The organism is Virgibacillus flavescens (genome assembly GCF_050574275.1).
Lineage (GTDB): Bacteria > Bacillota > Bacilli > Bacillales > Amphibacillaceae > Virgibacillus_F > Virgibacillus_F flavescens.
Genome location: NZ_CP192260.1, coordinates 2,699,122 through 2,720,719, shown reverse-complemented (window position 1 = coordinate 2,720,719; position 21,598 = coordinate 2,699,122). Strand labels below are relative to the sequence as shown.

Here is a 21,598-nt window from a genome sequence, read left to right as displayed (position 1 = left end):
ATCATGGCATTTAAATTTAAGATGCCCGATATTGGTGAAGGAATTCACGAGGGCGAAATTGTTAAATGGTTTGTAAAAGAAGGCGATGAACTAAAAGAAGATGATGTGCTTTGTGAAGTTCAAAACGACAAAGCTGTTGTTGAAATCCCTTCACCAGTTGAGGGTACTGTTGAAAAGGTTCATGTTGAGGAAGGAACTGTAGCAACAGTAGGGGATACATTAATCACTATTGATGCAGAAGGCTATGAAGATGACGAGAGTGATGAAGCTGAGGAAACAAAAGAAGATCCAGCTGATGATAAAGAGTCTGAAGAAGCGAAACCAAAAGAAGAAACATCAAAAACAGATGATGCTGATAATAAAGAAGACAAGGAAAAAAAATCTTCTAAAGAAAAACAGGAATCATCAGATGATACGCGGGTAATTGCAATGCCTTCAGTAAGGAAATATGCTCGTGACAAAGATGTATCCATCCAGAATGTTAATGGTTCAGGAAAGAATGGGCGTATCTTAAAAGAAGATATTGACAGTTTCTTAAGTGGAGATCAAAAAGAGCAAACACAAGATTCTTCTGAGCAAAATGAAGAACAAACAACTGAAAAATCGGAGTCTAAAGAAACTGCAGCACCTAAAGGTGAATACCATGAAACACGCGAGAAGATGAGCGGTATTCGCAAGTCAATCGCAAAAGCAATGGTTAATTCTAAAACAAAAGCGCCACATGTTACACTAATGGATGAAATTGATGTAACAGAACTGGTTGCACATCGTAAGAAATTTAAAGCTATTGCAGCTGAACAGGATATTAAATTAACGTATCTGCCTTATGTTGCAAAAGCATTAGTTTCTACGCTGAAAAAATATCCGATCCTAGGTTCAGCAGTAGATGATGAAACAGACGAAATCATCTATAAACACTATTATAATATTGGAATTGCTGCAGACACAGATAAAGGGTTATTAGTACCTGTAGTCAAAGATGCTGACAGAAAATCAATCTTTTCTATTTCACAGGAAGTTAACGAATTGGCAGTAAAAGCGCGTGATGGTAAACTAGGCTCTAATGATATGAAAGGTGCTACTACAACAATTACAAATATCGGTTCTGCTGGAGGACAATGGTTTACGCCAGTTCTTAACTATCCAGAGGCTGCGATATTAGGAATTGGTCGTATTGCTGAAAAGCCTGTAGTACGTGATGGAGAGATCGTAATTGCTCCTGTATTGGCTCTATCATTGAGTTTTGATCACCGTATTGTCGATGGAGCTACTGCACAGTTAGCACTAAATCAAATCAAGCGTTTATTGAATGATCCACAATTAATCATGATGGAGGCGTAAATTTATGGTAGTAGGAGATTTCCCAATTGAATTAGACACGTTAGTTGTTGGTTCTGGTCCAGGAGGCTATGTTGCAGCTATCCGTGCTGCACAGCTTGGCCAGAAGGTAACAATTGTTGAAAAGGGCAGTTTAGGTGGAGTATGTTTAAATGTTGGTTGTATCCCATCTAAAGCAATGATTCAAGCAGGTCACTTAGCTGAACATGCTCATGGTAACGAAGAGCTTGGAATCAAAACTGAAAATGTATCAATTGATTTTTCGAAAGTTCAGGAATGGAAGGGTAAAGTTGTTAATAAACTTACTTCCGGAGTTGAAGGATTATTAAAAGGAAACAAAGCAGAAATCGTTAAAGGCGAAGTGTACTTTGTTGATAAGAATACTGTTAAAGTTATGGATGATAAAAACTCACAAACATATACTTTTAACAACTGTATTATTGCTACTGGGTCTTCACCTATTGAAATACCAAGCTTTAAATTCTCTGATCGTGTACTTGACTCTACAGGAGCTTTAAATTTGAAAGAGATTCCTAAGAAGATGGTAGTCATCGGTGGAGGATATATTGGTACTGAACTAGGGTCTGCGTATGCTAACTTAGGTACGGAAGTAGTTATTTTAGAAGGTACAAAAGATATTCTAGGCGGATTCGAAAAACAAATGACACAAGTTGTGAAAAAACGTCTGAAGAAAAAGAATGTTTCTATTGTTACAGAAGCAATGGCTAAAGGCGTTAAAGAAACAAAAAAAGGTGTTACAGTAACTTACGAATCAAAAGGTAAAGAAGAAACGGTAGATGCCGATTACGTATTAGTAACAGTTGGACGTCGACCAAACACAGATGAGCTTGGATTAGAACAAGTTGGAATTGATATGGACGATAAAGGCCTAATCAAAATTGATAAGCAATGTCGTACAAACTTGGATAATATCTATGCTATTGGTGATATTGTAGCTGGACCTCCACTAGCACATAAAGCATCTTATGAAGGTAAAGTAGCAGCTGAAGCGATTAGTGGTGAAAAAGCGGAAATCGATTATATTGGCATTCCAGCAGTAGTGTTCTCTGATCCAGAGCTTGCTTCAGTTGGATATACAGAAAAAGAAGCTAAGGATGCAGGATATAAAGCAAAAGCTTCTAAATTCCCGTTTGCAGCTAATGGCCGTGCACTTTCGTTAAATGATAGTGACGGGTTCCTTAAGTTAATTACTAGAGAAGATGATGGTCTAGTAATTGGTGCTCAAATAGCTGGACCTAATGCTAGTGATATGATTGCAGAACTAGGTTTAGCAATTGAAGCTGGTATGACTGCGGAGGATATCGCGTTAACAATTCACGCTCATCCTAGTCTTGGTGAGATTACCATGGAGGCAGCAGAGGTTGCTATGGGTACTCCAATTCATATGATGAAGTAATTAATAGAAACAAATGAAAAACAGAGAGCTGTCAAATGACAACTCTCTGTTTTTTTGTTTAATAAAAGAGCAGGGATCTTTTAGATCCCTGCTCTATGTTATCAATTATTTTCTTCTTAAGTCCGCATTTTTACTCTCTTCTTTGAACGATTTCAACATGGAAAATACGACCAAGATCATAATAACTGTAAACGGCAGGGCAGCAATGATCGAGGCTGTCTGCAGAGCCCCTAAACCACCTTGCCATAATAGAACAGCTGCTGCACTTGATTGGATTATCCCCCAAGTGAATTTTACTGATTTTGGCGGATACAGACTTCCACCAGTTGTTTGCATACCTAATACAAATGTTGCTGAATCTGCTGATGTAATGAAGAATGTACTAATCAACAGAATAGCGATAATTGACATTGTGGTTCCAAATGGAAATTCTCCCAGTACGGCGAACAATGCTGCCTCTGTACCAAGCTCACTAACTATGCCAGAAATATTTTGATCCTGGAAAAACTCTAAATGAATTGCTGATCCACCAAAGACAGCGAACCAGATAGCACCAAATATCGTTGGAACCAGCAGCACACCTAAAACAAATTCTCTGATGGTTCTGCCTCGCGAAACACGTGCAATAAATGTACCTACAAATGGCGCCCATGCAATCCACCAAGCCCAGTAGAAAATCGTCCAGTCTTGAATCCATGAGTCTTCTGAATTGAATGGAGTCATTCTAAAGCTCATACTTGCCAGATTTTGAATATAGCTGCCAAATGTGTTGGTAAACAGATTCATGATGAAGTTCGTTGGTCCTGCAAACAATAGAAACACCATAAGTAATATTGCTAGAACTATGTTTGCATTACTTAAATACTTAATTCCTTTGTTTAAACCGGTCATTGCCGAAATCATGTAAAGAACAGTTACAACAAATATGATAATAAATTGCATTGTCATTGTTTTGTCCCAGCCAAATACATATGCTAGACCACCGCTGATTTGAATCGCGCCAAACCCTAATGATGTAGCAACACCGAAGATTGTTGCAAACACTACGATAAAGTCAACTAAAGTACCCCAAGGACCTTTCATTTTATCGCCAAATAGAGGTTCTAGAATTGCACTAACTAAACCAGGCGATTGCTTACGAAACTTAAAATAGGCTAACGCTAAAGCAATCGTAGCGTAAATTGCCCAAGGATGTAATCCCCAATGGAAAAAGCTGTATTGCAGAGCAGTTTTTGCTGCTTCAGCGGTCCCGGCTTTACCATATGGAGGTGTATTAAAGTGGGACAACGGTTCAGCTGCACCCCAGAAAACTAAGCCAATTCCCATACCAGCACTGAATAGCATAGCAAACCATGTAATATAGGAATATTCAGGCTTATCCCCTGGTTTACCAAGTTTTATATTTCCATATTTTGAAAAAATAAGAAATACAGCAAAAAGTAAAAATCCAGTTGCACTAAGTAAATAAAACCACCCAAAGTTAGCAACAATATCACTTTGTAGATTTGAAGTGACTGAAGTCATATTTGAGCCAGGTACAACACCCCATAAGATAAATATGACAGCCACTACGACTGAAATGTAAAAAACTCGTGTTACCTTGTTCATAGATAATCTCCTTTGCTAATTAATAGTTACCGTCAAAAATAGTTGAATGCACAATTACGTATTAAAACATATTAAAATAAATAGTACAACCAATAGTGCTCTTACTATTTCCGATAACAGAAATATAATACTTTTTGTCGAACATATTCAATTTTAGTTTCCCTTATCTAACTCTTTATAAACTTATTGGAAAAAATTAATTAAGAGTTTAGTTCTTAAAACTATAGAAATTATTGGAAAATGTTCGTATAATGTAAATATGATATATACATCTTAGGGGGAGCTAAATTGAAAAAAACAGTTGTACTAGTGTTACTATTGTTTATAGTTGTACTGAGTGCTTGCTCAAGCAAGGATACACCAGTAGATAGCGCATCATCAGATCAAAAGAAGAACGATAAAGAAGAGCAGATAGATAGTAAGGATTCCGAGCCGGAAAAAAATGTCGAAAAAGAAAGTAAAGAAGTTAGTAAACCATCAGAAACATCAGAACCGACTTATATGGTGAATCCAGAAAATTCTTCAATTGAACCTTTGAGTGAAGAGGCAAATGAAAAAGTTGTCTTACTAACTATCGACGATGCACCAGATAAATATGCTCTCCAAATGGCCAAGACATTAAAAGAACTGGATGCTGGTGCGATCTTTTTTGTGAATGGTCATTTTCTTAACACACCAGAAGAAAAAGAGGTTTTAAAAAAGATACATGAAATGGGCTTTATTATTGGAAACCATACATATAGCCATCCCTTCTTACCAGATTTGTCAACCGACAAACAAAAAGAAGAGATTATAAAGGTGAATAAATTAGTCGAACAAATTATCGGCGAAAAACCAGTATTCTTTCGTGCGCCAAATGGAGCAAATACTGCTTTTTCGGAACAGCTTATTAAAGAAGAGGGTATGACATCAATGAATTGGTCATACGGTTACGATTACTTTAAACCTTATATGAATACTGAAAAGTTAACTAAAGCTATGATTAGTGGTAAAGCGCCAGAAATAGATATTCCCTATAGTCTTTTAAAACCAGGAGCAAACTTGTTAATGCATGACAGGGAGTGGACTGCTAATGCCTTACACGATATTGTTGTTGGTTTGCGTGATAAAGGTTATGAGATACTTGATCCGCACCTGATACAAACTAAGTAATTATAAAAGCAGTTATCCATCCAGGATAGCTGCTTTTTTTTTCACAAAAACGTATCGTTTTTAATAGTATGTAATATAAATTAATTACGTTATACTAAATAAGGGTTGTAATTCTAAATGTGACATCATATAATGTATTTATGATAACTGAATAAACACGAAGGAGTGGGGCTGAATGGGAACTATCATTTGTCAAGATTGTCAACAAATAATTGAGCAGTATGATGATGAAAAAGTATCGACCCTTTATGGCGCTTGTCCGACTTGCAAATAGAGAAATAAAAATGAGGCTCTCACTTAGGTGGGAGCCTCATTTTTATTTAAATGGTTTATGTTCTTTAATAACATGAATGGTTTCTAATGTTTCGTCCTCTAGTCCTTGAACAGGCAGTCCATTTTTAATGTTTTTCTTAATGTAATTAATATTTTCTTCCGTAATAATTTCGCCTGGTATAAAAATTGGTATACCTGGTGGATAAATCATGATGGATTCTGCACTTATTCTCCCATGTGAATCCGAAAATGGAATAATTTCAGTAGCTGCATAAAAAGCATCACGCGGTGTAATGGCTAGTAATGGTATATCAGGTATGGAAACAGTAATCGCTTTAGGTTTACCATTATTTGTTTTATCAGTAACCATTTGTTTTAATGCACTTACGAGTAATGTTATGGTTTCCATATTATCACCTGGAGTAATAATGCATAGAAGGTTATATAAATCAGACAGTTCTACTTCAATTGCATACTTTTCCCTCAACCATACTTCTGCATCGTAACCAGAAATCCCCAAATCTTTAACGGAAATGATTAGTTTTGTTGGGTCTAAATCGTAAATAGCTTCACTACCAATGATCTCCTTACCAACACAATATAAATTGGGGATAGTGTTAATTTCTTCTCTAGCGTACTTAGCTAGTTCAACTGCATAGTTGACTAATTTGTAACCTTCTGTAGCTAATCTTTTTCTTGCAACATCTAGCGATGCTAATAAAATATAGGAAGTGGATGTTGTCGTTAGCATTGACATTACCATTTGAACGCGTTCATGTGATACACGAGTGCCTTTTATGTTTAATACGGAACTCTGTGTAAGCGACCCACCTAACTTATGTACGCTAGTAGCTGCCATGTCCGCACCAGCTTGCATGGATGACAAAGGTAGGTTTTCATGAAAATGAATGTGGACGCCATGTGCTTCATCAACCAAAACTGGTATATCGTAACAATGGGAAATTCTCACGATTTCTTTCAAGTCAGCAACAATACCAAAATAAGTAGGATTAATAACTAAAACAGCTTTTGCGTCTGGATTCGCTTCTAAGGCATGTCCTACCGCAGTAGGTGTTATTCCATGAGATATCCCCAGGTTTTCATCAATTTCTGGGTGAATAAAAACAGGTATTGCACCCGAAAAAATAATTGCTGAAGTTACCGATTTATGTACATTCCTTGGCACAATAATTTTATCCCCTGGACTACAGATACTCAAAACCATTGTCATAATAGCACCGCTGGTACCCTGAACAGAGAAGTAGGTGTAATCAGCGCCATAAGCTTCTGCTGCGAGTTCGTGAGCTTCTTTAATCATCCCATGCGGGTGGTGTAGATCATCTAATGGGGCAATGTTAATCAGATCTATTTTAAAAACATTTTCGCCTAAGAAATTTCGAAACTTGGATTCAACGGCGTTACCTTGTTTATGACCTGGAATATGAAACTGTGTTGGTTTTTTTTCTATATGTTCTAATAAACCACTAAATAAAGGTGTTTTTGATTGATCTTTCATCTTATGCACTCCATATAAATTAATAAAATATCCAAGGTAGTATAGCAAATAAATACACATAAATCTAGTCTTCCTTTAGTAGCCAATAATAATAATGTTGTGCTAGCATGATGATATTGATGTTGAGGGGGATGAGCTCGAATGAAGTGGAAAACGAGAGTAACAGAATTGCTAGGGATTAAATATCCAATAATTCAAGGTGGGCTTGCCTATTTAGCTTATGCTGACCTGGCAGCAGCCGTATCAAATGCTGGTGGACTTGGGCAGATTACCGCTATGAGTTTAGCGAATGAAGAAAAACTCCGACAGGAAATACATAAAGTCAGAACTTTAACAGACAAACCATTTGGAGTGAATTTTGCAATTGGACAACATGGTCGAGCATTTGAGCACATGGTGCAAGTGGCTATAGATGAAAGGGTACCGGTGATTTCTGTTACTGGTGGTAATCCAAAAGGTGTCTTAGATATGGTGGATAGCTACCCTATAAAAAAACTTGTGCTAGTTGCGGCAAGACGTCAAGCTCAAAAAGCAGAAGAACTTGGCGCCGATGCTGTAATGGTTGTAGGGCAAGAAGGTGGGGGACACATTGGTCGGAATGATGTCGGAACGTTTGTACTAACTCCTCAGGTTGTTGACCATATCTCCATTCCAGTAATAGCGTCTGGTGGAATTGGTGATGGCAAAGGAATGATGGCGGCGTTATCATTAGGAGCTGAGGGAATTGAAATGGGAACACGATTTATCGCAACAAAAGAATGCGTGGATGCCCACCCTGTTTATAAAAAAGCTCTGTTAGATGCTGATGAAAATTCTACTGAAGTGATTAAACGCACACTTGGCACTCCAGCGCGTGCACTAAAGAATACATGGACAGCGCAAATACTCGAATTGGAATCCCAGCTAGCAGATTTTGATTCGCTAAAACCATTCATTGGAGGTCCTGCTAACAAAGCTTATATCCATGATGGTAATGATTTAAAAGGGTTCGGTTGGGCCGGTCAGGTAGCTGCAAGAATTCATGATATACCTACTGTAAGTGAATTATTTTCAACCATGATTGGGGAAGCTGAAGTAATTAGAAAAAGCTGGTCGTAAAGGAGTGAATGAAAGTTGGAATATCAATATCCTATGAATGAACTTTGGTCCAAGCAGGAAATAATTGACATTGTTCATTTTTTTACAGTAATTGAAGACTATTACGAAAAGAATACCGAAGATAAGGAAATCAATAGGTCATACAAACGGTTTAAAGAGATTGTTCCTTCAAAAAGCGAAGAAAAAACATATTTTAAGGAATTTGAAGCAGCTACTGGCTACAAAGTTTACCCGGTAGTAAAAAAGGTGATGGGAGCATAAAAATAGGATGACTGGTACGTAACCAGCCATCCTATTTTCATACATTGTTCATAGATAATTTATAAATAGGTGCTAATGTTTCAAATGTTTTTTTGACTTCGCTTAAAAGTGCTTTGCCATCTTTCAGTATAGGGTCATCCCATGAAATATGTCTGCCAACAAGAAATTCTGCTTTTTTAACTTTATGGAAACGTTCAAGTGATTCATTCAATTGTATCTGTTTTAAAGAAGCAGACTCTTTCTTTGTATGGTCAAGCGATATCACATATTCATCGGGGATTGTGTTCTTTAGATCTTCAATGTTATCAATAAACGATGCAGCTATCTCTTGTTTATTTGGTAGTTCATATATGTAAGCCAACCAAATGAACAAATGATCATCGAACAAGCCGATTTGAAAATGTGGATGCTGTTTATAACCGCGTTTATTATGACAAAATGCCATCCATGTATCATTAGGAGGATTAACTGTTCTTCTGGCATGTTGCGCTATATGTATATGCATATCATTACCAGTCATAGTTGATAAATCATCCTGCAGCTTTTCACCGATTTGCTGAAACTTTGGTTGGATTCGTTCTCGGATAGCTTCCATTCGATTATCCAGTCCATTAATTGTAAATGTTCGAAAGTCTTTTTTTATAAACCCTTTAAAAACCATTTGTATTCTCCTTTTACGTGTTTGTTTTTGTTAGTTACTCAACTTTCGCAGACTGAAAAATGAAAGTGCTAGCTAAAAAAGTAAAATAAGCCCGCAATCCATTGCAGTAGTGGCACAATATCTATAAACTGCGCCGTAACTTTAGGCTTATTTTCAAATAAGTGTTCTAAAGCTGCCGTCCAGGATCGCTCCGGGCGGATGCGCACCTTAGGGCGCGGCTTCAGTCTCCTTGCCCCGACAAGGGGAATGCAAACGTTGTCCGCAAAGGACGGGTTTATTTTGCCTTCCTCATTTAAACTGCGGGGCATTCAGACTCGTGCTGATCCCGCAGGATAAGGAAGACTTCCCTGAAAAGACATCGCACGAAGAAAAAGTGCTTTTCTTTTTCGAGGAGTCACCGCCCTCCACTCTCCTGTACTGGTAAAACTGTTTACGTCTTTTTTTATCAACAAATTGCTGTTATATAGCAGTTTATTTCGGGTGAGGTAAGTTCCGTGCAGTTTACATCAATTACGACAAAGTAACTGATATCTAGCTGCGAATGTTGAGTTATTTATATAATAAGTATTAGGTAAATTGTGCTTGCAGTCAAGAAAACAAACTGGTTACGGTAGGTTTATTAACAGTGGTATATGGGAATAAAGTTACAATAATATAAAAATGATTAACCAAATTTTATACAACATCATATATATAATAAAAGCATCTGAAAGGATGAATAGTTATGAAATATGTAATGGAAGCTTTGAGGCGAAAAGAAGCACAGGAAAAGATACCAGTTATACGTATGGAAATTGATTACGAATTAGTATCATTGTCTGATGCACTAAAAGAAAAAAATACCGTTGAAATTATAAAAGCAAAAGAACGGCTGGAGCAACTGAGATTACAGCTTCATTCTATTGAGAGTGAATAGTTATTCCCCCTAAACTAACCACAAATTAAGTCATCCCATTTGGTGGTTGGTTTTTTAATTTGTTAACATAGTATATTAAGATAATAAAATTTTGGAGGCATAGTAATGGAAGCAGTAAAGCGAAATGAAGTATACGATAACGCCAAAAAGTGGATTTTAGAAGCAGGTGCAACAATTCGTGAAAAAATACAAGATCCCCTGGAAGTTGATTTCAAGTCTAGTCCAAATGATTTGGTAACTACAATGGACAAAGAAACAGAAAAGTATTTTGTTGAAAAAATAAAGGATTTATATAGCGATCATCTAATTTTAAGTGAAGAGGGATTCGGTGATCAAGTTGATTCGTTAGAAGGAACGGTCTGGATTATCGATCCTATAGATGGCACAATGAACTTTGTACAGCAAGGTAGAAACTTTGCGATTTCGATTGGGATTTATCATGAAGGCGTTGGGGAAATCGGACTTATTTATAACGTAATGGATGATGTACTCTATAGTGCGAAAAGAGGGGAAGGTGCTTATAAAAATGGTGAGGTGTTACCTGACCTGCCTGAACATGTAGATTTCAATAAAGCAATGATAGGATTAAATCATTTTTGGTTATGTGAAAACAGAATTGTTGATGAAAAGGTGATGCAGAAATTAGTCCGTGCTGTTAGAGGAACACGTACATATGGTTCAGCTGCTTTAGAGTTTGCCTATATAGCTGAGGGGATAATGGACGGTTATATAACTATGAAACTGTCTCCTTGGGATATCGCTGGTGGAATGGTGATTGTAAATGAAGTTGGTGGAGTTACGTCAACTGTACTCGGTGAAGATATAAATATGGTTGATTCTAATTCTATACTTGTAAGTCATCCATCTATCAGAGATACAATTATTAACGATTATATTAAAAAAGGAAAGAAGTGACTCTGTTCGAGTCACTTCTTTTTTCGTTTTAAAGTTAAACCAAATCCCATAAGTCCAAATCCCAGTAAGAGAAAGAATAATATCAACCAAATATTTCGAAGAGCAATACCAATTCCAACAGAAAAGAAGGACATGATTACCAAAATCGCTAATAATAACATGGGAATATTAATTTTATTCATCTTTTCACCTCAAATTATAGTACAACAAACAGTATATAACATTCTATATATTTATACAAAATGTGAATCTTATTAATGAACAGATGTTCTAACTAGCAACGCAGTATAAGATTTAGTATGATGGTAAGAGCTTAGATGCAATTCATATTTAATTAATACATAATAACGGGGGATATAAATGGATTCGAACAACAGTTTAATTTTTGAGTTTGTCTTATCAGAATATGGTACCGAATATATATTTACAGTTCTGTACATCTTGAATCTTATATTTGGTTCACTTGCTTTTAAATTAGGATTTGCGAGACAATTACCTATATTAAAAACTATTTTTGTGTATATCATGCTTGCTGTAGGGACGTATGTATTAACAATTTTTAGTATTTTTGGATTACCGATAACGGAAAGCTTAATAATAATATCTATCATACTAGGGGTTTATCGGCTGCGGTTGCACCAGGAAAGAAAAAGAAAATCGCAGTAAAAAAAGTATCAGCTCATTTTTGAGCCGATACTTTTTTTAAATTAAATCTTCTTTTTTCTTTGGTTTTCGATATAAACGGAAGTTACCCGTTGCATGTCTTTCTTTTGTCTTTTTTTCGATCCTATTATAGCAAGGCTCACATAAATACATATGGATTCGACGATTTCTTAAACGTTTAGCTTGAAGGGAATCATCCTCAATTGACTCAATTTCGTCACAAATTACACATTTGACTTGCATACTTTCACCTCGAATTAGGCTGTTTCATTCTAATATAACACATTAATAAGTGTGATTGAAAATGTAATTAATGTATGTTTTATAAAAAAAATTTGGGGAATACCTAAATATACAACATTTTGAAGGAGTGATTCGATGAAGAAAAGATATTTACTATCTGGTGTAGGTGCAGTTGGTGCAGGCGTTGCTGGATTTGTTCTTAAGGATAAAGATAACCGTGATAAATTAAAAACTAGTGTGAAAAATACGACATCTAAAATTAAAAATATGAATAAAGAATCAACATTAGACGATGCTGGCGTTCCAGATCAAGTGGAAAATAAGGAACCGTCACAGCTTGAAAATTCCAAAATGGTCTCAGAAGGATCTCAATTTGGAGTAAATTATTATAATGAGGTAAAAGAAGAAGAAAAATCAACTACCTGATAAAAAATCCTGGCGTTTAACCAGGATTTTTTTTATTCGTTATTATATTGATTGGATTGGTCTTCCTCGATATCATCCAATTGCTTTTCATCTTTTTTCGGTAATAGTTTTTTGTTTTGATCGGATTCTTCCGGCTGATTCTCACTAATTGGAAAATCTGGCATGTATCTGCCAACTATAGCTGATAATTCATCTACGAAGCCATGGAGTGGATATCCTTGGTCAATTTTATTCCCCATCTGCCGTAAACGCTCCATAATATCACCATCGGCAACTACAACAGCAGTCTTGCCGTATGGGTCATGCTGCAATGCCTCTAATACCGTGTATTTTATTGTTCCAACTCTTGAACGATCTAAATCTTTGTCTACATCAATTCCTACTACTGTATATGAGCCAGCCACAACTGCTGTGGCATCGTTAACATTTACAACTTCACTAGCGACAGATGCTAGATGATCAGCTATCTCCTGATTGCTTAAGTTTTTCCGTTCCGGCTGTTCTGAATCCTCTACTTGCAAATAGCGATTATTACTCTTTTCTTCAGAGATGGTTACATCTTCTTTGTTTGTCTGGCAACCATTTATGAATAAACAAGTTACTAATATCCCTGTAAAAATACTCAATTTCATTTGACATACCTCCTTAAGCTTTTAGTTAAAAAATGTCCTAAGTTTATAATTCGTTTTAAATCTTAAATTATACGCAAAAGGAAGCAGTCGGTTATAGGAAATGATAGTTATTAAAAAAAGGCTGTTGCATGATTAGCAACAGCCTTTCAATTATATTTATTTAATTAATTATAATTTTATTTATTGAAGTAATTGGATTTTCTTTATTTGACCCGTCTTTGCGATAGAGATGAACTGGTCCATTTTCTTTCAATGGTTTACCATCAACTGCAAATAGTAAATAGGAATCATGTAATTCTGCAAGCGAGATTGTAACATCGTCTCCATCACCCAGTACTAAGGTAGCTGATTTAGCATCAGCTTTTGGCTCTGCATGGCTAACAAATTTTTCTATCGGCATCACATAAGTTCCTTCTAGTATTTTCTTTCCTTCCATTTTGGAAATGCTTTTATTAATAGGAGGATTAATGTTCTGTTGATAGACCTCTCTGTTCCAACGGCTCGAAGCTTTTTTCAATTCATCATTATCTTCTTCATCTGCAACTGCAGTTTCTGGTACTAGGTCAAATGCTTTTTTAAATTCTATTTTCCGATCATCAAAAATCCAAACAGTCGGGTCAAGCGTAATCGAATAGTTAACGTTTCCTATAATTGGTACTATCATTTATTATTCTCCTTTCGAATCTATATCTGACTAGTGAGCTGAATAAAAAAATTTCACGGTTTATATTTTATCATAAAGTACTTCTATATGCTTATTTATAGGATGTAAGGAAAGATTTATTATTAAATTTATTTGCAATTTATCAGGTTCAGCGATAATATAAACTATAAGAAAGTCTTTTAATTGGAGGGATTCAATTGATTCCTGAGGTGACCGTAGATCATCGTGAAAAAGCATATGCAGTACTTAAGGCAGATGCTGATAAGATATTAAAACTTATCGAAGTACAAATCGATAATTTGACCATGCCACAATGCCCCTTGTATGAAGAGGTTTTAGATACACAAATGTTTGGACTTTCAAGGGAGATTGATTTTGCAGTACGCCTGGATCTAATAAATGAAGACGAAGGTAAAGCACTTCTGGAAAATCTTGAAAGACAGCTAAACATTCTGCATGAAGCAGCACAAAATTCAATTTAACATAATATTGTTAGGTTGTTTTAAGTGGATTACGACTTAACAAAACTTTGCCCAAATGATTTTAGGCAAGGTTTTTTTGTTACATGCAAGAATTTTTGTGACCGTTTAGATGAAACATTTAATTAAATAAAGTCGTTATAATAGATGGTTTTTTGGAAAAATATAGTGATATAATATAATAAGGATCGAACGAATAAGATATTTGAATAAGTTACACTAAATAGTTAAATGTGTTATACTATTGAAAATTTCTATTTCGTCTTAAATAATGACATAAAACAGGGAGAAGTAAGATGATACAGAAATTAAAAGAATACGATTTCACACTAATGATCTCCCCATTACTTCTGTCTGGTTTTGGTATACTAATGATTTATAGCGCCAGTATGGTTTTAGCAGTAATGGAAGGACATGAAAGTACATATTACCTTTTTAAACAACTTCAATGGTTTTTTATTAGTATGGTTGGTTTTATTTTTTGTAGTGCTTTTCCTTATAAGTACTATCAGAAGTTAATAAAAGTAATCATTTTCATCATTTTCACTCTGTTAATCAGCGTCTTAATCTTTGGTGATAAAATAAATGGCGCTAGATCATGGTTCAATTTTGGCTTTGCAAGTCTGCAACCAGCGGAATTTGCAAAAATTGGATTGATTATGTACTTAGCAAGTATTTATTCTAAGAAACAGTCGTACATAAATGATTTTAAAAAAGGTGTCGTGCCTCCATTAATCATGACGGGTGTTATTTTGGGATTAATTTTATTGCAGCCTGATATAGGGACTGCATCCATTATCTTTTTAATTGCTTGTTCTGTGATTTTTAGTTCCGGAATAAAGTTTAGGCATCTAAGCGTCCTTATTCTTATCGGATTACTTTTAATTGCTTTTGCAGCACCTCAAATGGTTACCGATGAAAGATTAGCCAGATTCACTGGTGCATACCAACCTTTTGAAACACCTCAAACGGATGGATATCATTTAATACAGTCTTATCTGGCGATCGGGGTAGGCGGACTAACGGGTGAAGGATTAGGTCACAGTGTTCAGAAGCTTGGCTACCTACTAGAACCCCATACTGATTTCATAATGGCGGTAATAGCAGAAGAACTTGGCTTTATTGGAGTAATTATTGTAATTGGTATGCTGGCTACAATTGTTTTACGAGGAATTTTTATAGCTCGAAAATGCGAAGATAGTTTCGGAGCACTACTAGCTATTGGCATTTCATCCATGGTAGGCATCCAGGCTTTTATTAACTTAGGGGCAATTAGTGGAATGCTGCCTATTACAGGCGTACCTTTGCCTTTTATCAGCTATGGCGGATCATCTCTACTTGTGATGCTAGCATCCATGGGGATTTTAAATAATATCGCAAAATCGGTAAAGAAAAGTGAACAAGAACCTGTTGCTGTAAATCAAAACTCTAGTAGAAACCTTAAATCTTATAAAGGAGGAAGATCATGGCCGAGTTAAAACCTATTCAAAAAGTGTTAGTAGCAAACAGAGGTGAGATTGCAATACGGGTGTTCCGTGCCTGTACAGAATTAAATATACGCACCGTTGCAATTTACTCGAAAGAAGATTCGGGTTCCTATCATCGATACAAAGCAGACGAAGCATACATTATAGGTGAAGGAAAGAAACCGATTGATTCCTACTTGGATATTGAAGGTATTATAGATGTTGCAAAACAAGTAGGTGTCGATGCAATACATCCTGGTTATGGTTTCTTATCTGAAAACATTCGATTTGCCAAGCGTTGTGAAGAAGAAGGTATCGTGTTTATTGGTCCTACTAGTGAACATTTAAATATGTTTGGTGATAAAGTTAAAGCAAGAACTCAGGCCATAAATGCTGGTCTACCAGTAATTCCTGGTACTGATGGACCTGTTTCTTCCCTCGAAGAAGTAAGAGCCTTTGGAGATAAGACGGGCTATCCAATTATTATTAAGGCATCACTCGGTGGTGGAGGACGTGGAATGCGGATTGTTCGCAGTGACAGCGGTCTTTCAGAAGCATATGACAGAGCAAAATCAGAAGCGAAAGCTGCTTTTGGTAATGATGAAGTTTATGTAGAAAAGTTAATTGAAAATCCCAAGCATATTGAAGTTCAAATTATCGGTGACAGAAATGGTAATATTGTTCATTTGTATGAACGTGACTGCTCCGTTCAGCGACGCCATCAAAAAGTGGTTGAAATTGCGCCGAGCGTATCACTTTCTGATTCATTGCGCATGAAAATTTGTGAAGCTTCAGTCCAGTTAATGGAAAAAGTAAAATATATTAATGCTGGAACAGTTGAATTTCTAGTAACCGATGATGAATTTTATTTTATTGAAGTTAATCCCCGGGTCCAGGTTGAGCATACGATTACTGAATTAATAACTGGTATTGATATCGTCCAAACGCAAATTAAAGTTGCTGAAGGCAGGGATCTTCATGAAAAAGAGATTGGAGTTCCGGCTCAATCCGATATTAAAACGAATGGATATGCAATTCAGTCAAGAGTAACAACGGAAGATCCATTAAATAATTTTATGCCTGACACTGGAAAAATCATGGCGTATCGAACTGGTGGAGGATTTGGTGTTCGTTTAGATGCAGGTAATGGTTTTCAAGGTGCTGAGATCTCTTCACACTATGATTCATTATTAGTAAAAGTGTCTACGTGGGCATTAACTTTTGATCAAGCAGCGAATAAAATGGTACGTAATTTAAAAGAGTTCCGTATACGTGGAATAAAAACGAATATACCGTTTCTTGAGAACGTGATTCGTCATCCGGATTTTTTATCTGGTAACTACAGTACAACATTTATTGATCACACACCAGAGTTATTTGTTTTTCCGAAACGAAAAGACCGAGGTACAAAAATGCTTTCCTATATTGGTCATACAACAGTAAATGGATTCGAAGGGCTGGACAAGAAGAATAAACCATTATATACAGCTCCTCCTATACCAAAAGTTGATCGTTTGAAAGAAATACCAAGTGGAACGAAGCAAATTCTTGACGAAGAGGGACCAGATGGACTTGCCTCATGGCTTCTCAAACAAGAGAAAGTTTTGTTAACAGATACAACGTTCCGCGATGCACATCAGTCATTACTTGCAACTCGTGTTCGAACAAAAGACCTTCTGCAGATTGCAGAACCCACAACACGATTGCTTCCAGAACTGTTTTCTGTAGAGATGTGGGGCGGTGCTACGTATGATGTTGCTTATCGTTTTTTAAAAGAAGATCCATGGGAACGTCTGCTAAGTCTTCGTAAAAAAATGCCGAATGTTTTACTTCAAATGTTACTTAGATCAAGCAATGCGGTTGGATATAAAAACTATCCTGATAATTTGATAAAAGAGTTTGTTGAAAAGAGTGCTAACGCTGGAATAGATGTATTTAGAATTTTTGATAGTTTAAACTGGGTTGAGGGTATGAAGCTCGCAATTCAATCTGTCCGGAAAACTGACAAAATTGCAGAAGCTTCTATGTGTTATACAGGCGATATTTTAGATAAAGGCAGAACGAAATACGATCTTGACTATTACACAAATCTTGCAAAAGAGTTAGAGAATGCAGGCGCACATATACTTGGGATTAAAGATATGGCAGGATTATTAAAGCCTGAAGCTGCTTACCAGTTAATAACTACTTTAAAAGAAACACTGACTATTCCAATTCACCTCCATACACACGATACAAGTGGAAATGGTATTTATACCTATGCCCGTGCAATTGATGCGGGAGTAGATGTAGTCGATGTTGCGAATGGACCGATGGCTGGACTAACTTCACAACCTAGCGCTCAGACACTATATCATGCACTTGAAGGGCACAAACGGCAGCCGAAAATAAATGTTGGCTCATATGAAAAACTATCTCACTATTGGGAAGAGATTCGTGAATATTACCATGATTTTGAAAGCGGTATGAAATCACCGCACACGGAAATCTATTCACACGAGATGCCGGGTGGCCAATACAGTAATTTAAAACAACAAGCTAAAGCAGTTGGTCTGCAAAAACGTTGGAATGAAGTAAAAACAATGTTTTATAAAGTGAATTTAATGTTTGGAGACGTTATCAAAGTAACTCCATCATCTAAAGTAGTGGGGGACATGACCTTATTCATGGTTCAAAATAATTTAACAGAAGATGATATTTATGAGCGAGGAGAATCGATTGATTTTCCGGATTCGGTTATTGAGTTTGCACAAGGTTATATCGGACAGCCGTATGAAGGTTTTCCTAAAGAATTACAGCGCATTATTTTAAAAGGTAAGAAACCAATAACAGTTAGACCTGGTGAATTATTAGAACCAGTAAACTTTAGTGAATTAAAAGAGTCTTTATTTAAAACGCTTGATCGGCAGGTTTCAAGCTTTGATATGATATCTTACGCTTTGTATCCAAAAGTATTTATGGATTATCATCGTTTTTATGAAAAATATGGAGATATGTCTGTACTTGATACACCAACATTTCTATATGGAATGAGATTAGGCGAAGAAATTGAAGTGGAAATCGAACAAGGTAAAACATTAATTGTAAAATTAGTTTCCATTTCAGAGCCTCATGATGACGGCACAAGAGTAATTTATTTCGAACTTAACGGTCAATCACGCGAAGTAGTTGTCAAAGATGAAAATGTAAAATCATTACTTGTTACAAAACCGCAGGTAGACCCTGAAAACTCAAAACATATTGGTGCCACAATGCCTGGTACGGTTGTAAAGGTTATAAGTGAAAAAGGTGAGAAAGTTAAAAAAGGTGATTACTTACTTATTACCGAAGCGATGAAAATGGAAACCACAGTTCAAGCCCCATTTGAAGGGGTTATAAAAGCCATTCACGTCAGCAATGGCGATTCGATTAAAGTAAATGATTTACTGATCGAATTTGAATAAGAAAAAGCCAGTAGAATATCATTTCTACTGGCTTTTTTAGTATTAAATTGTTGTTGTTTAAGCTATTTGTCTTTTTCGAACTTAGCGCTTCTAAATGAAAGAAGGATAAAATAACTTAGCATAGCAAAGTAACAGGAGACGACAAACGCATGCATAAGCGCGATTCCTAAATTTAGCAGGGTGAAAATAATCATCGCTCCAAAAATCACCTGGAGTGTGATTAATCCTAATGTTACAGCCCAACCCCATAACATAACTCTGTTATTGCGATAGTTTTTAACCATCTTTATAAATAAAAGTATAGTCCAGACGAATAATAAACCAGCAATTAATCGATGGCTCATGTGTATCCACTGATCGAGCCTGAACGATGTAAGCTGCAAGGGAGAACTGTTTGTGCAAAATGGCCAATCCGCGCAAACGAGACTGGATTCAGCATGTCTAACTAAAGCACCGGTATACACAACAAATAATGTATAAATTGTTATAGCATAGATTTCTATTCGATGTTTCTTTTTAATAACTAGTGAATTAGCATCAAATTTTTTATCAACCTCAAACACAAGCAATGTTAACAAGAACACAGAAGCGAATGATATTAATGATATTCCAAAATGTGCAGCTAGAACAAAGTCTGATTGAGCCCACTTAACAGCGGCAGCTCCAATTAATGCTTGTACAACTAAGAAGAAAGTAGACATGAATGCCAAGAATTTCACTTCACGTATATGCCCGATTTTTTTCCAAGCTAATATAGACAATGAAAGCACAAGAATCCCCACGCTACCGGTTACAAGACGGTGACTTAATTCAATAATTAGCTCGAATGTTATATCATCTGGTAAGAATTGTCCGTTACAAAATGGCCAACTCTTCCCACAACCATCACCTGATTCCGTCTTCGTTACAAGTGCTCCTCCAATTAAAACTAAAAACATGCCTATCGTAGAAAAAACAGATAGCCATTTCAACAATTTCATCATATAAAATGCCCCACTTTTTCATTATATAGCCTTATCATAATACTACACTGCAGTACAAGCAATTAAAATAGACCCAAATATCAACACTTACACAGAATTGTCATATTATCACGAATTTCGTTTAATTCCCTTGAAGGAAAAACAAAAAACTCTTGCATTGTGTAACGTTGTTTGCTAGAAATAATATAAGGGATATTTGCGGGTAAACCATTATAAATCCCAGTTTTATGTGGTTACGTAAAGATATTTCTAGTATTTATAAGTGTTATGTATTTTTGTTTTATTTCTGGAACAAAATTTCACATTTTTGTCACATCTAGTTTGTTCAAAAATGAAATATACTTGTAAAGTAAATAGATTGAAAAACAATTTCATGATACAATTAAGGTAATACATAGGATACTTTTGGAGATAGTAAGTAATAATGCTATCGTTCCATCATATGTTCTATATAATTTTGTGCCTTTATGTTGGATGATTGAAGGGGGGATATATGGAATGAATAAAGTGGAGACTACATCTTCACAAATGGTTGGAAACATTGCATCAACGCAAGAAGAATCGACATTGTTTGCAGACTTAAAAGCATTAATAAAAATAGGAATAGTAAATTCTAATCTTATCACAACATTTGCTGGATTTTGGTTAGCTCTTTATTTTACCAATGCTACTTTTATTAATAACTGGGATGTCTTTTTGTTAACAATGATCGGTACTGCTTTCGTGATTGCTGGTGGATGTATACTAAATAACTGGTATGATCGCGATATTGATCCTGTTATGTCCCGTACGAAAACGCGGCCTACTGTAACGGGTACTATCGCTCTAAATCATGTCTTGATACTTGGTATAGCAACAACAGGAATTGGATTAACCCTCTTGCTACTAACTACAGTGCAAGCAGCTGTTCTTGGTTTCTTTGGCTGGTTCACTTATGTTGTTTTATATACGATGTGGTCAAAGCGCAGATATACACTCAACACAGTTGTAGGCAGTTTTTCTGGTGCCGTACCACCTTTAATTGGATGGGCAGCAATAGATCCAAACCTTCACATTGCGGCGATTGTGTTATTTCTAATCATGTTTATTTGGCAGACGCCACACTTTCTTGCTTTAGCTATGAAAAAGTGTGACGAGTACAAAAATGCCGGTATCCCTATGCTTCCAGTTGTTCACGGGTTTGAATTTACAAAACGTCAGATGGTTGTTTACACAGCCTGTTTATTGCCATTACCATTTTATTTATCAGAACTTGGAACTACATTTATAGTCATTGCCACACTATTAAATGTTGGGTGGTTAACACTCGGTATTAGTGGTTTTTTTATGAAAAATGATCTTAAATGGGCAAATTTGATGTTTATTTATTCATTGAACTATTTAACTATTTTATTTTTGATGATGGTAGTAGTAACAATTGATTTCCCCTTTAGTTAAATGAAAT

Annotated in this window: 22 protein-coding genes; 14 read left to right on the top strand and 8 right to left on the bottom strand. The window is 35.9% G+C overall.

Features of this window, described 5'->3' with window-relative positions; genetic code table 11:
• Positions 1–3 precede the first annotated feature (3 nt).
• Both VBD025_RS13215 and lpdA read left to right on the top strand, forming a co-directional pair.
• Positions 4–1,341, top strand: a complete 1,338-nt coding sequence (locus VBD025_RS13215) for a dihydrolipoamide acetyltransferase family protein (protein WP_430786214.1) — start codon at positions 4–6, stop codon at positions 1,339–1,341.
• A gap of 4 nt (positions 1,342–1,345) precedes the next feature.
• Positions 1,346–2,755, top strand: coding sequence for a dihydrolipoyl dehydrogenase (gene lpdA / locus VBD025_RS13210; protein WP_430786212.1), 1,410 nt, complete (start codon positions 1,346–1,348; stop codon positions 2,753–2,755).
• A gap of 105 nt (positions 2,756–2,860) precedes the next feature.
• Here lpdA and VBD025_RS13205 read toward each other — a convergent pair whose 3' ends face one another.
• Positions 2,861–4,363 carry a glycine betaine uptake BCCT transporter gene (locus VBD025_RS13205; protein ID WP_430786210.1) on the bottom strand — a complete coding sequence of 501 codons (1,503 nt, stop codon included), beginning with the start codon at positions 4,361–4,363 and terminating at the stop codon, positions 2,861–2,863.
• A gap of 288 nt (positions 4,364–4,651) precedes the next feature.
• Between VBD025_RS13205 and VBD025_RS13200 the strand changes: the two genes are divergently transcribed.
• Both VBD025_RS13200 and VBD025_RS13195 read left to right on the top strand, forming a co-directional pair.
• Positions 4,652–5,515 carry a polysaccharide deacetylase family protein gene (locus VBD025_RS13200; protein WP_430786208.1) on the top strand — a complete coding sequence of 288 codons (864 nt, stop codon included), beginning with the start codon at positions 4,652–4,654 and terminating at the stop codon, positions 5,513–5,515.
• A gap of 175 nt (positions 5,516–5,690) precedes the next feature.
• Positions 5,691–5,789, top strand: a complete 99-nt coding sequence (locus VBD025_RS13195) for a GapA-binding peptide SR1P (protein WP_430786206.1) — start codon at positions 5,691–5,693, stop codon at positions 5,787–5,789.
• Positions 5,790–5,831: 42 nt separating this feature from the next.
• Here the strand turns inward: VBD025_RS13195 and VBD025_RS13190 are convergent, their stop codons facing one another.
• Positions 5,832–7,304 carry an aminotransferase class I/II-fold pyridoxal phosphate-dependent enzyme gene (locus VBD025_RS13190; RefSeq protein WP_430786204.1) on the bottom strand — a complete coding sequence of 491 codons (1,473 nt, stop codon included), beginning with the start codon at positions 7,302–7,304 and terminating at the stop codon, positions 5,832–5,834.
• A 141-nt stretch (positions 7,305–7,445) separates the two neighbouring features.
• Between VBD025_RS13190 and VBD025_RS13185 the strand changes: the two genes are divergently transcribed.
• Positions 7,446–8,402 (top strand): NAD(P)H-dependent flavin oxidoreductase, encoded by a 957-nt coding sequence (locus tag VBD025_RS13185; protein WP_430786202.1) that lies wholly within the window; start codon positions 7,446–7,448, stop codon positions 8,400–8,402.
• A 15-nt stretch (positions 8,403–8,417) separates the two neighbouring features.
• Positions 8,418–8,663, top strand: a complete 246-nt coding sequence (locus VBD025_RS13180) for a UPF0223 family protein (protein WP_430786200.1) — start codon at positions 8,418–8,420, stop codon at positions 8,661–8,663.
• 37 nt (positions 8,664–8,700) lie between these two features.
• Here the strand turns inward: VBD025_RS13180 and VBD025_RS13175 are convergent, their stop codons facing one another.
• Complete coding sequence (locus tag VBD025_RS13175) at positions 8,701–9,324, bottom strand: YktB family protein (RefSeq protein WP_430786198.1); 624 nt, start codon at positions 9,322–9,324, stop codon at positions 8,701–8,703.
• A gap of 724 nt (positions 9,325–10,048) precedes the next feature.
• Here VBD025_RS13175 and VBD025_RS13170 point away from each other — a divergent pair.
• Positions 10,049–10,240 (top strand): hypothetical protein, encoded by a 192-nt coding sequence (locus VBD025_RS13170; protein ID WP_430786196.1) that lies wholly within the window; start codon positions 10,049–10,051, stop codon positions 10,238–10,240.
• Between the two features lie 105 nt (positions 10,241–10,345).
• Entirely contained in the window at positions 10,346–11,155 is an 810-nt protein-coding gene (locus VBD025_RS13165) for an inositol monophosphatase family protein (RefSeq protein ID WP_430786194.1), read from the top strand.
• 11 nt (positions 11,156–11,166) lie between these two features.
• On the opposite strand, the gene VBD025_RS13160 is transcribed toward VBD025_RS13165, so the two are convergent.
• On the bottom strand, positions 11,167–11,337 hold the full coding sequence (locus VBD025_RS13160) for a DUF5325 family protein (RefSeq protein WP_430786192.1): 171 nt from the start codon (positions 11,335–11,337) through the stop codon (positions 11,167–11,169).
• Positions 11,338–11,515: 178 nt separating this feature from the next.
• Between VBD025_RS13160 and VBD025_RS13155 the strand changes: the two genes are divergently transcribed.
• A complete protein-coding gene (locus VBD025_RS13155) occupies positions 11,516–11,821 on the top strand; it encodes a YlaH-like family protein (RefSeq protein ID WP_430786190.1) in 306 nt (101 codons plus the stop codon).
• Positions 11,822–11,857: 36 nt separating this feature from the next.
• Here the strand turns inward: VBD025_RS13155 and VBD025_RS13150 are convergent, their stop codons facing one another.
• On the bottom strand, positions 11,858–12,061 hold the full coding sequence (locus VBD025_RS13150) for a YlaI family protein (protein ID WP_430786188.1): 204 nt from the start codon (positions 12,059–12,061) through the stop codon (positions 11,858–11,860).
• 135 nt (positions 12,062–12,196) lie between these two features.
• Here VBD025_RS13150 and VBD025_RS13145 point away from each other — a divergent pair, with 135 nt between their 5' ends.
• Positions 12,197–12,487, top strand: coding sequence for a hypothetical protein (locus VBD025_RS13145; protein ID WP_430786186.1), 291 nt, complete (start codon positions 12,197–12,199; stop codon positions 12,485–12,487).
• 32 nt (positions 12,488–12,519) lie between these two features.
• Here VBD025_RS13145 and VBD025_RS13140 read toward each other — a convergent pair whose 3' ends face one another.
• A complete protein-coding gene (locus VBD025_RS13140; RefSeq protein WP_430786184.1) occupies positions 12,520–13,119 on the bottom strand; it encodes a YhcN/YlaJ family sporulation lipoprotein in 600 nt (199 codons plus the stop codon).
• A 160-nt stretch (positions 13,120–13,279) separates the two neighbouring features.
• Positions 13,280–13,783 (bottom strand): hypothetical protein, encoded by a 504-nt coding sequence (locus VBD025_RS13135; RefSeq protein WP_430786182.1) that lies wholly within the window; start codon positions 13,781–13,783, stop codon positions 13,280–13,282.
• Between the two features lie 197 nt (positions 13,784–13,980).
• Here VBD025_RS13135 and VBD025_RS13130 point away from each other — a divergent pair, with 197 nt between their 5' ends.
• From VBD025_RS13130 to pyc, 3 genes are all read left to right on the top strand, one after another.
• Positions 13,981–14,265 carry a YlaN family protein gene (locus tag VBD025_RS13130; protein ID WP_430786180.1) on the top strand — a complete coding sequence of 95 codons (285 nt, stop codon included), beginning with the start codon at positions 13,981–13,983 and terminating at the stop codon, positions 14,263–14,265.
• 293 nt (positions 14,266–14,558) lie between these two features.
• Positions 14,559–15,740: a putative lipid II flippase FtsW gene (gene ftsW / locus VBD025_RS13125; protein WP_430786178.1), complete on the top strand. Its 1,182-nt coding sequence runs from the start codon at positions 14,559–14,561 to the stop codon at positions 15,738–15,740.
• Positions 15,728–19,171 carry a pyruvate carboxylase gene (gene pyc, locus VBD025_RS13120; protein ID WP_430786176.1) on the top strand — a complete coding sequence of 1,148 codons (3,444 nt, stop codon included), beginning with the start codon at positions 15,728–15,730 and terminating at the stop codon, positions 19,169–19,171. The genes ftsW and pyc overlap by 13 nt, the downstream gene beginning before the upstream one ends.
• Before the next feature lie 62 nt (positions 19,172–19,233).
• Here the strand turns inward: pyc and VBD025_RS13115 are convergent, their stop codons facing one another.
• Complete coding sequence (locus tag VBD025_RS13115; RefSeq protein WP_430786174.1) at positions 19,234–20,154, bottom strand: COX15/CtaA family protein; 921 nt, start codon at positions 20,152–20,154, stop codon at positions 19,234–19,236.
• 498 nt (positions 20,155–20,652) lie between these two features.
• Between VBD025_RS13115 and cyoE the strand changes: the two genes are divergently transcribed.
• Complete coding sequence (cyoE, locus tag VBD025_RS13110) at positions 20,653–21,591, top strand: heme o synthase (RefSeq protein WP_430786172.1); 939 nt, start codon at positions 20,653–20,655, stop codon at positions 21,589–21,591.
• Positions 21,592–21,598 lie beyond the last annotated feature (7 nt).

Coding starts and splice junctions, on each gene's coding strand:
- VBD025_RS13140 (WP_430786184.1), bottom strand. CDS start 13,119: ATGAAATTGAGTATTTTTACAGGGATATTAGTAACTTGTTTATTCATA.
- lpdA (WP_430786212.1), top strand. CDS start 1,346: ATGGTAGTAGGAGATTTCCCAATTGAATTAGACACGTTAGTTGTTGGT.
- VBD025_RS13195 (WP_430786206.1), top strand. CDS start 5,691: ATGGGAACTATCATTTGTCAAGATTGTCAACAAATAATTGAGCAGTAT.
- VBD025_RS13165 (WP_430786194.1), top strand. CDS start 10,346: ATGGAAGCAGTAAAGCGAAATGAAGTATACGATAACGCCAAAAAGTGG.
- VBD025_RS13215 (WP_430786214.1), top strand. CDS start 4: ATGGCATTTAAATTTAAGATGCCCGATATTGGTGAAGGAATTCACGAG.
- VBD025_RS13175 (WP_430786198.1), bottom strand. CDS start 9,324: ATGGTTTTTAAAGGGTTTATAAAAAAAGACTTTCGAACATTTACAATT.
- cyoE (WP_430786172.1), top strand. CDS start 20,653: ATGAATAAAGTGGAGACTACATCTTCACAAATGGTTGGAAACATTGCA.
- VBD025_RS13115 (WP_430786174.1), bottom strand. CDS start 20,154: ATGATGAAATTGTTGAAATGGCTATCTGTTTTTTCTACGATAGGCATG.
- VBD025_RS13205 (WP_430786210.1), bottom strand. CDS start 4,363: ATGAACAAGGTAACACGAGTTTTTTACATTTCAGTCGTAGTGGCTGTC.
- pyc (WP_430786176.1), top strand. CDS start 15,728: ATGGCCGAGTTAAAACCTATTCAAAAAGTGTTAGTAGCAAACAGAGGT.
- VBD025_RS13155 (WP_430786190.1), top strand. CDS start 11,516: ATGGATTCGAACAACAGTTTAATTTTTGAGTTTGTCTTATCAGAATAT.
- VBD025_RS13185 (WP_430786202.1), top strand. CDS start 7,446: ATGAAGTGGAAAACGAGAGTAACAGAATTGCTAGGGATTAAATATCCA.
- VBD025_RS13150 (WP_430786188.1), bottom strand. CDS start 12,061: ATGCAAGTCAAATGTGTAATTTGTGACGAAATTGAGTCAATTGAGGAT.
- VBD025_RS13145 (WP_430786186.1), top strand. CDS start 12,197: ATGAAGAAAAGATATTTACTATCTGGTGTAGGTGCAGTTGGTGCAGGC.
- VBD025_RS13160 (WP_430786192.1), bottom strand. CDS start 11,337: ATGAATAAAATTAATATTCCCATGTTATTATTAGCGATTTTGGTAATC.
- VBD025_RS13170 (WP_430786196.1), top strand. CDS start 10,049: ATGAAATATGTAATGGAAGCTTTGAGGCGAAAAGAAGCACAGGAAAAG.
- VBD025_RS13190 (WP_430786204.1), bottom strand. CDS start 7,304: ATGAAAGATCAATCAAAAACACCTTTATTTAGTGGTTTATTAGAACAT.
- ftsW (WP_430786178.1), top strand. CDS start 14,559: ATGATACAGAAATTAAAAGAATACGATTTCACACTAATGATCTCCCCA.
- VBD025_RS13135 (WP_430786182.1), bottom strand. CDS start 13,783: ATGATAGTACCAATTATAGGAAACGTTAACTATTCGATTACGCTTGAC.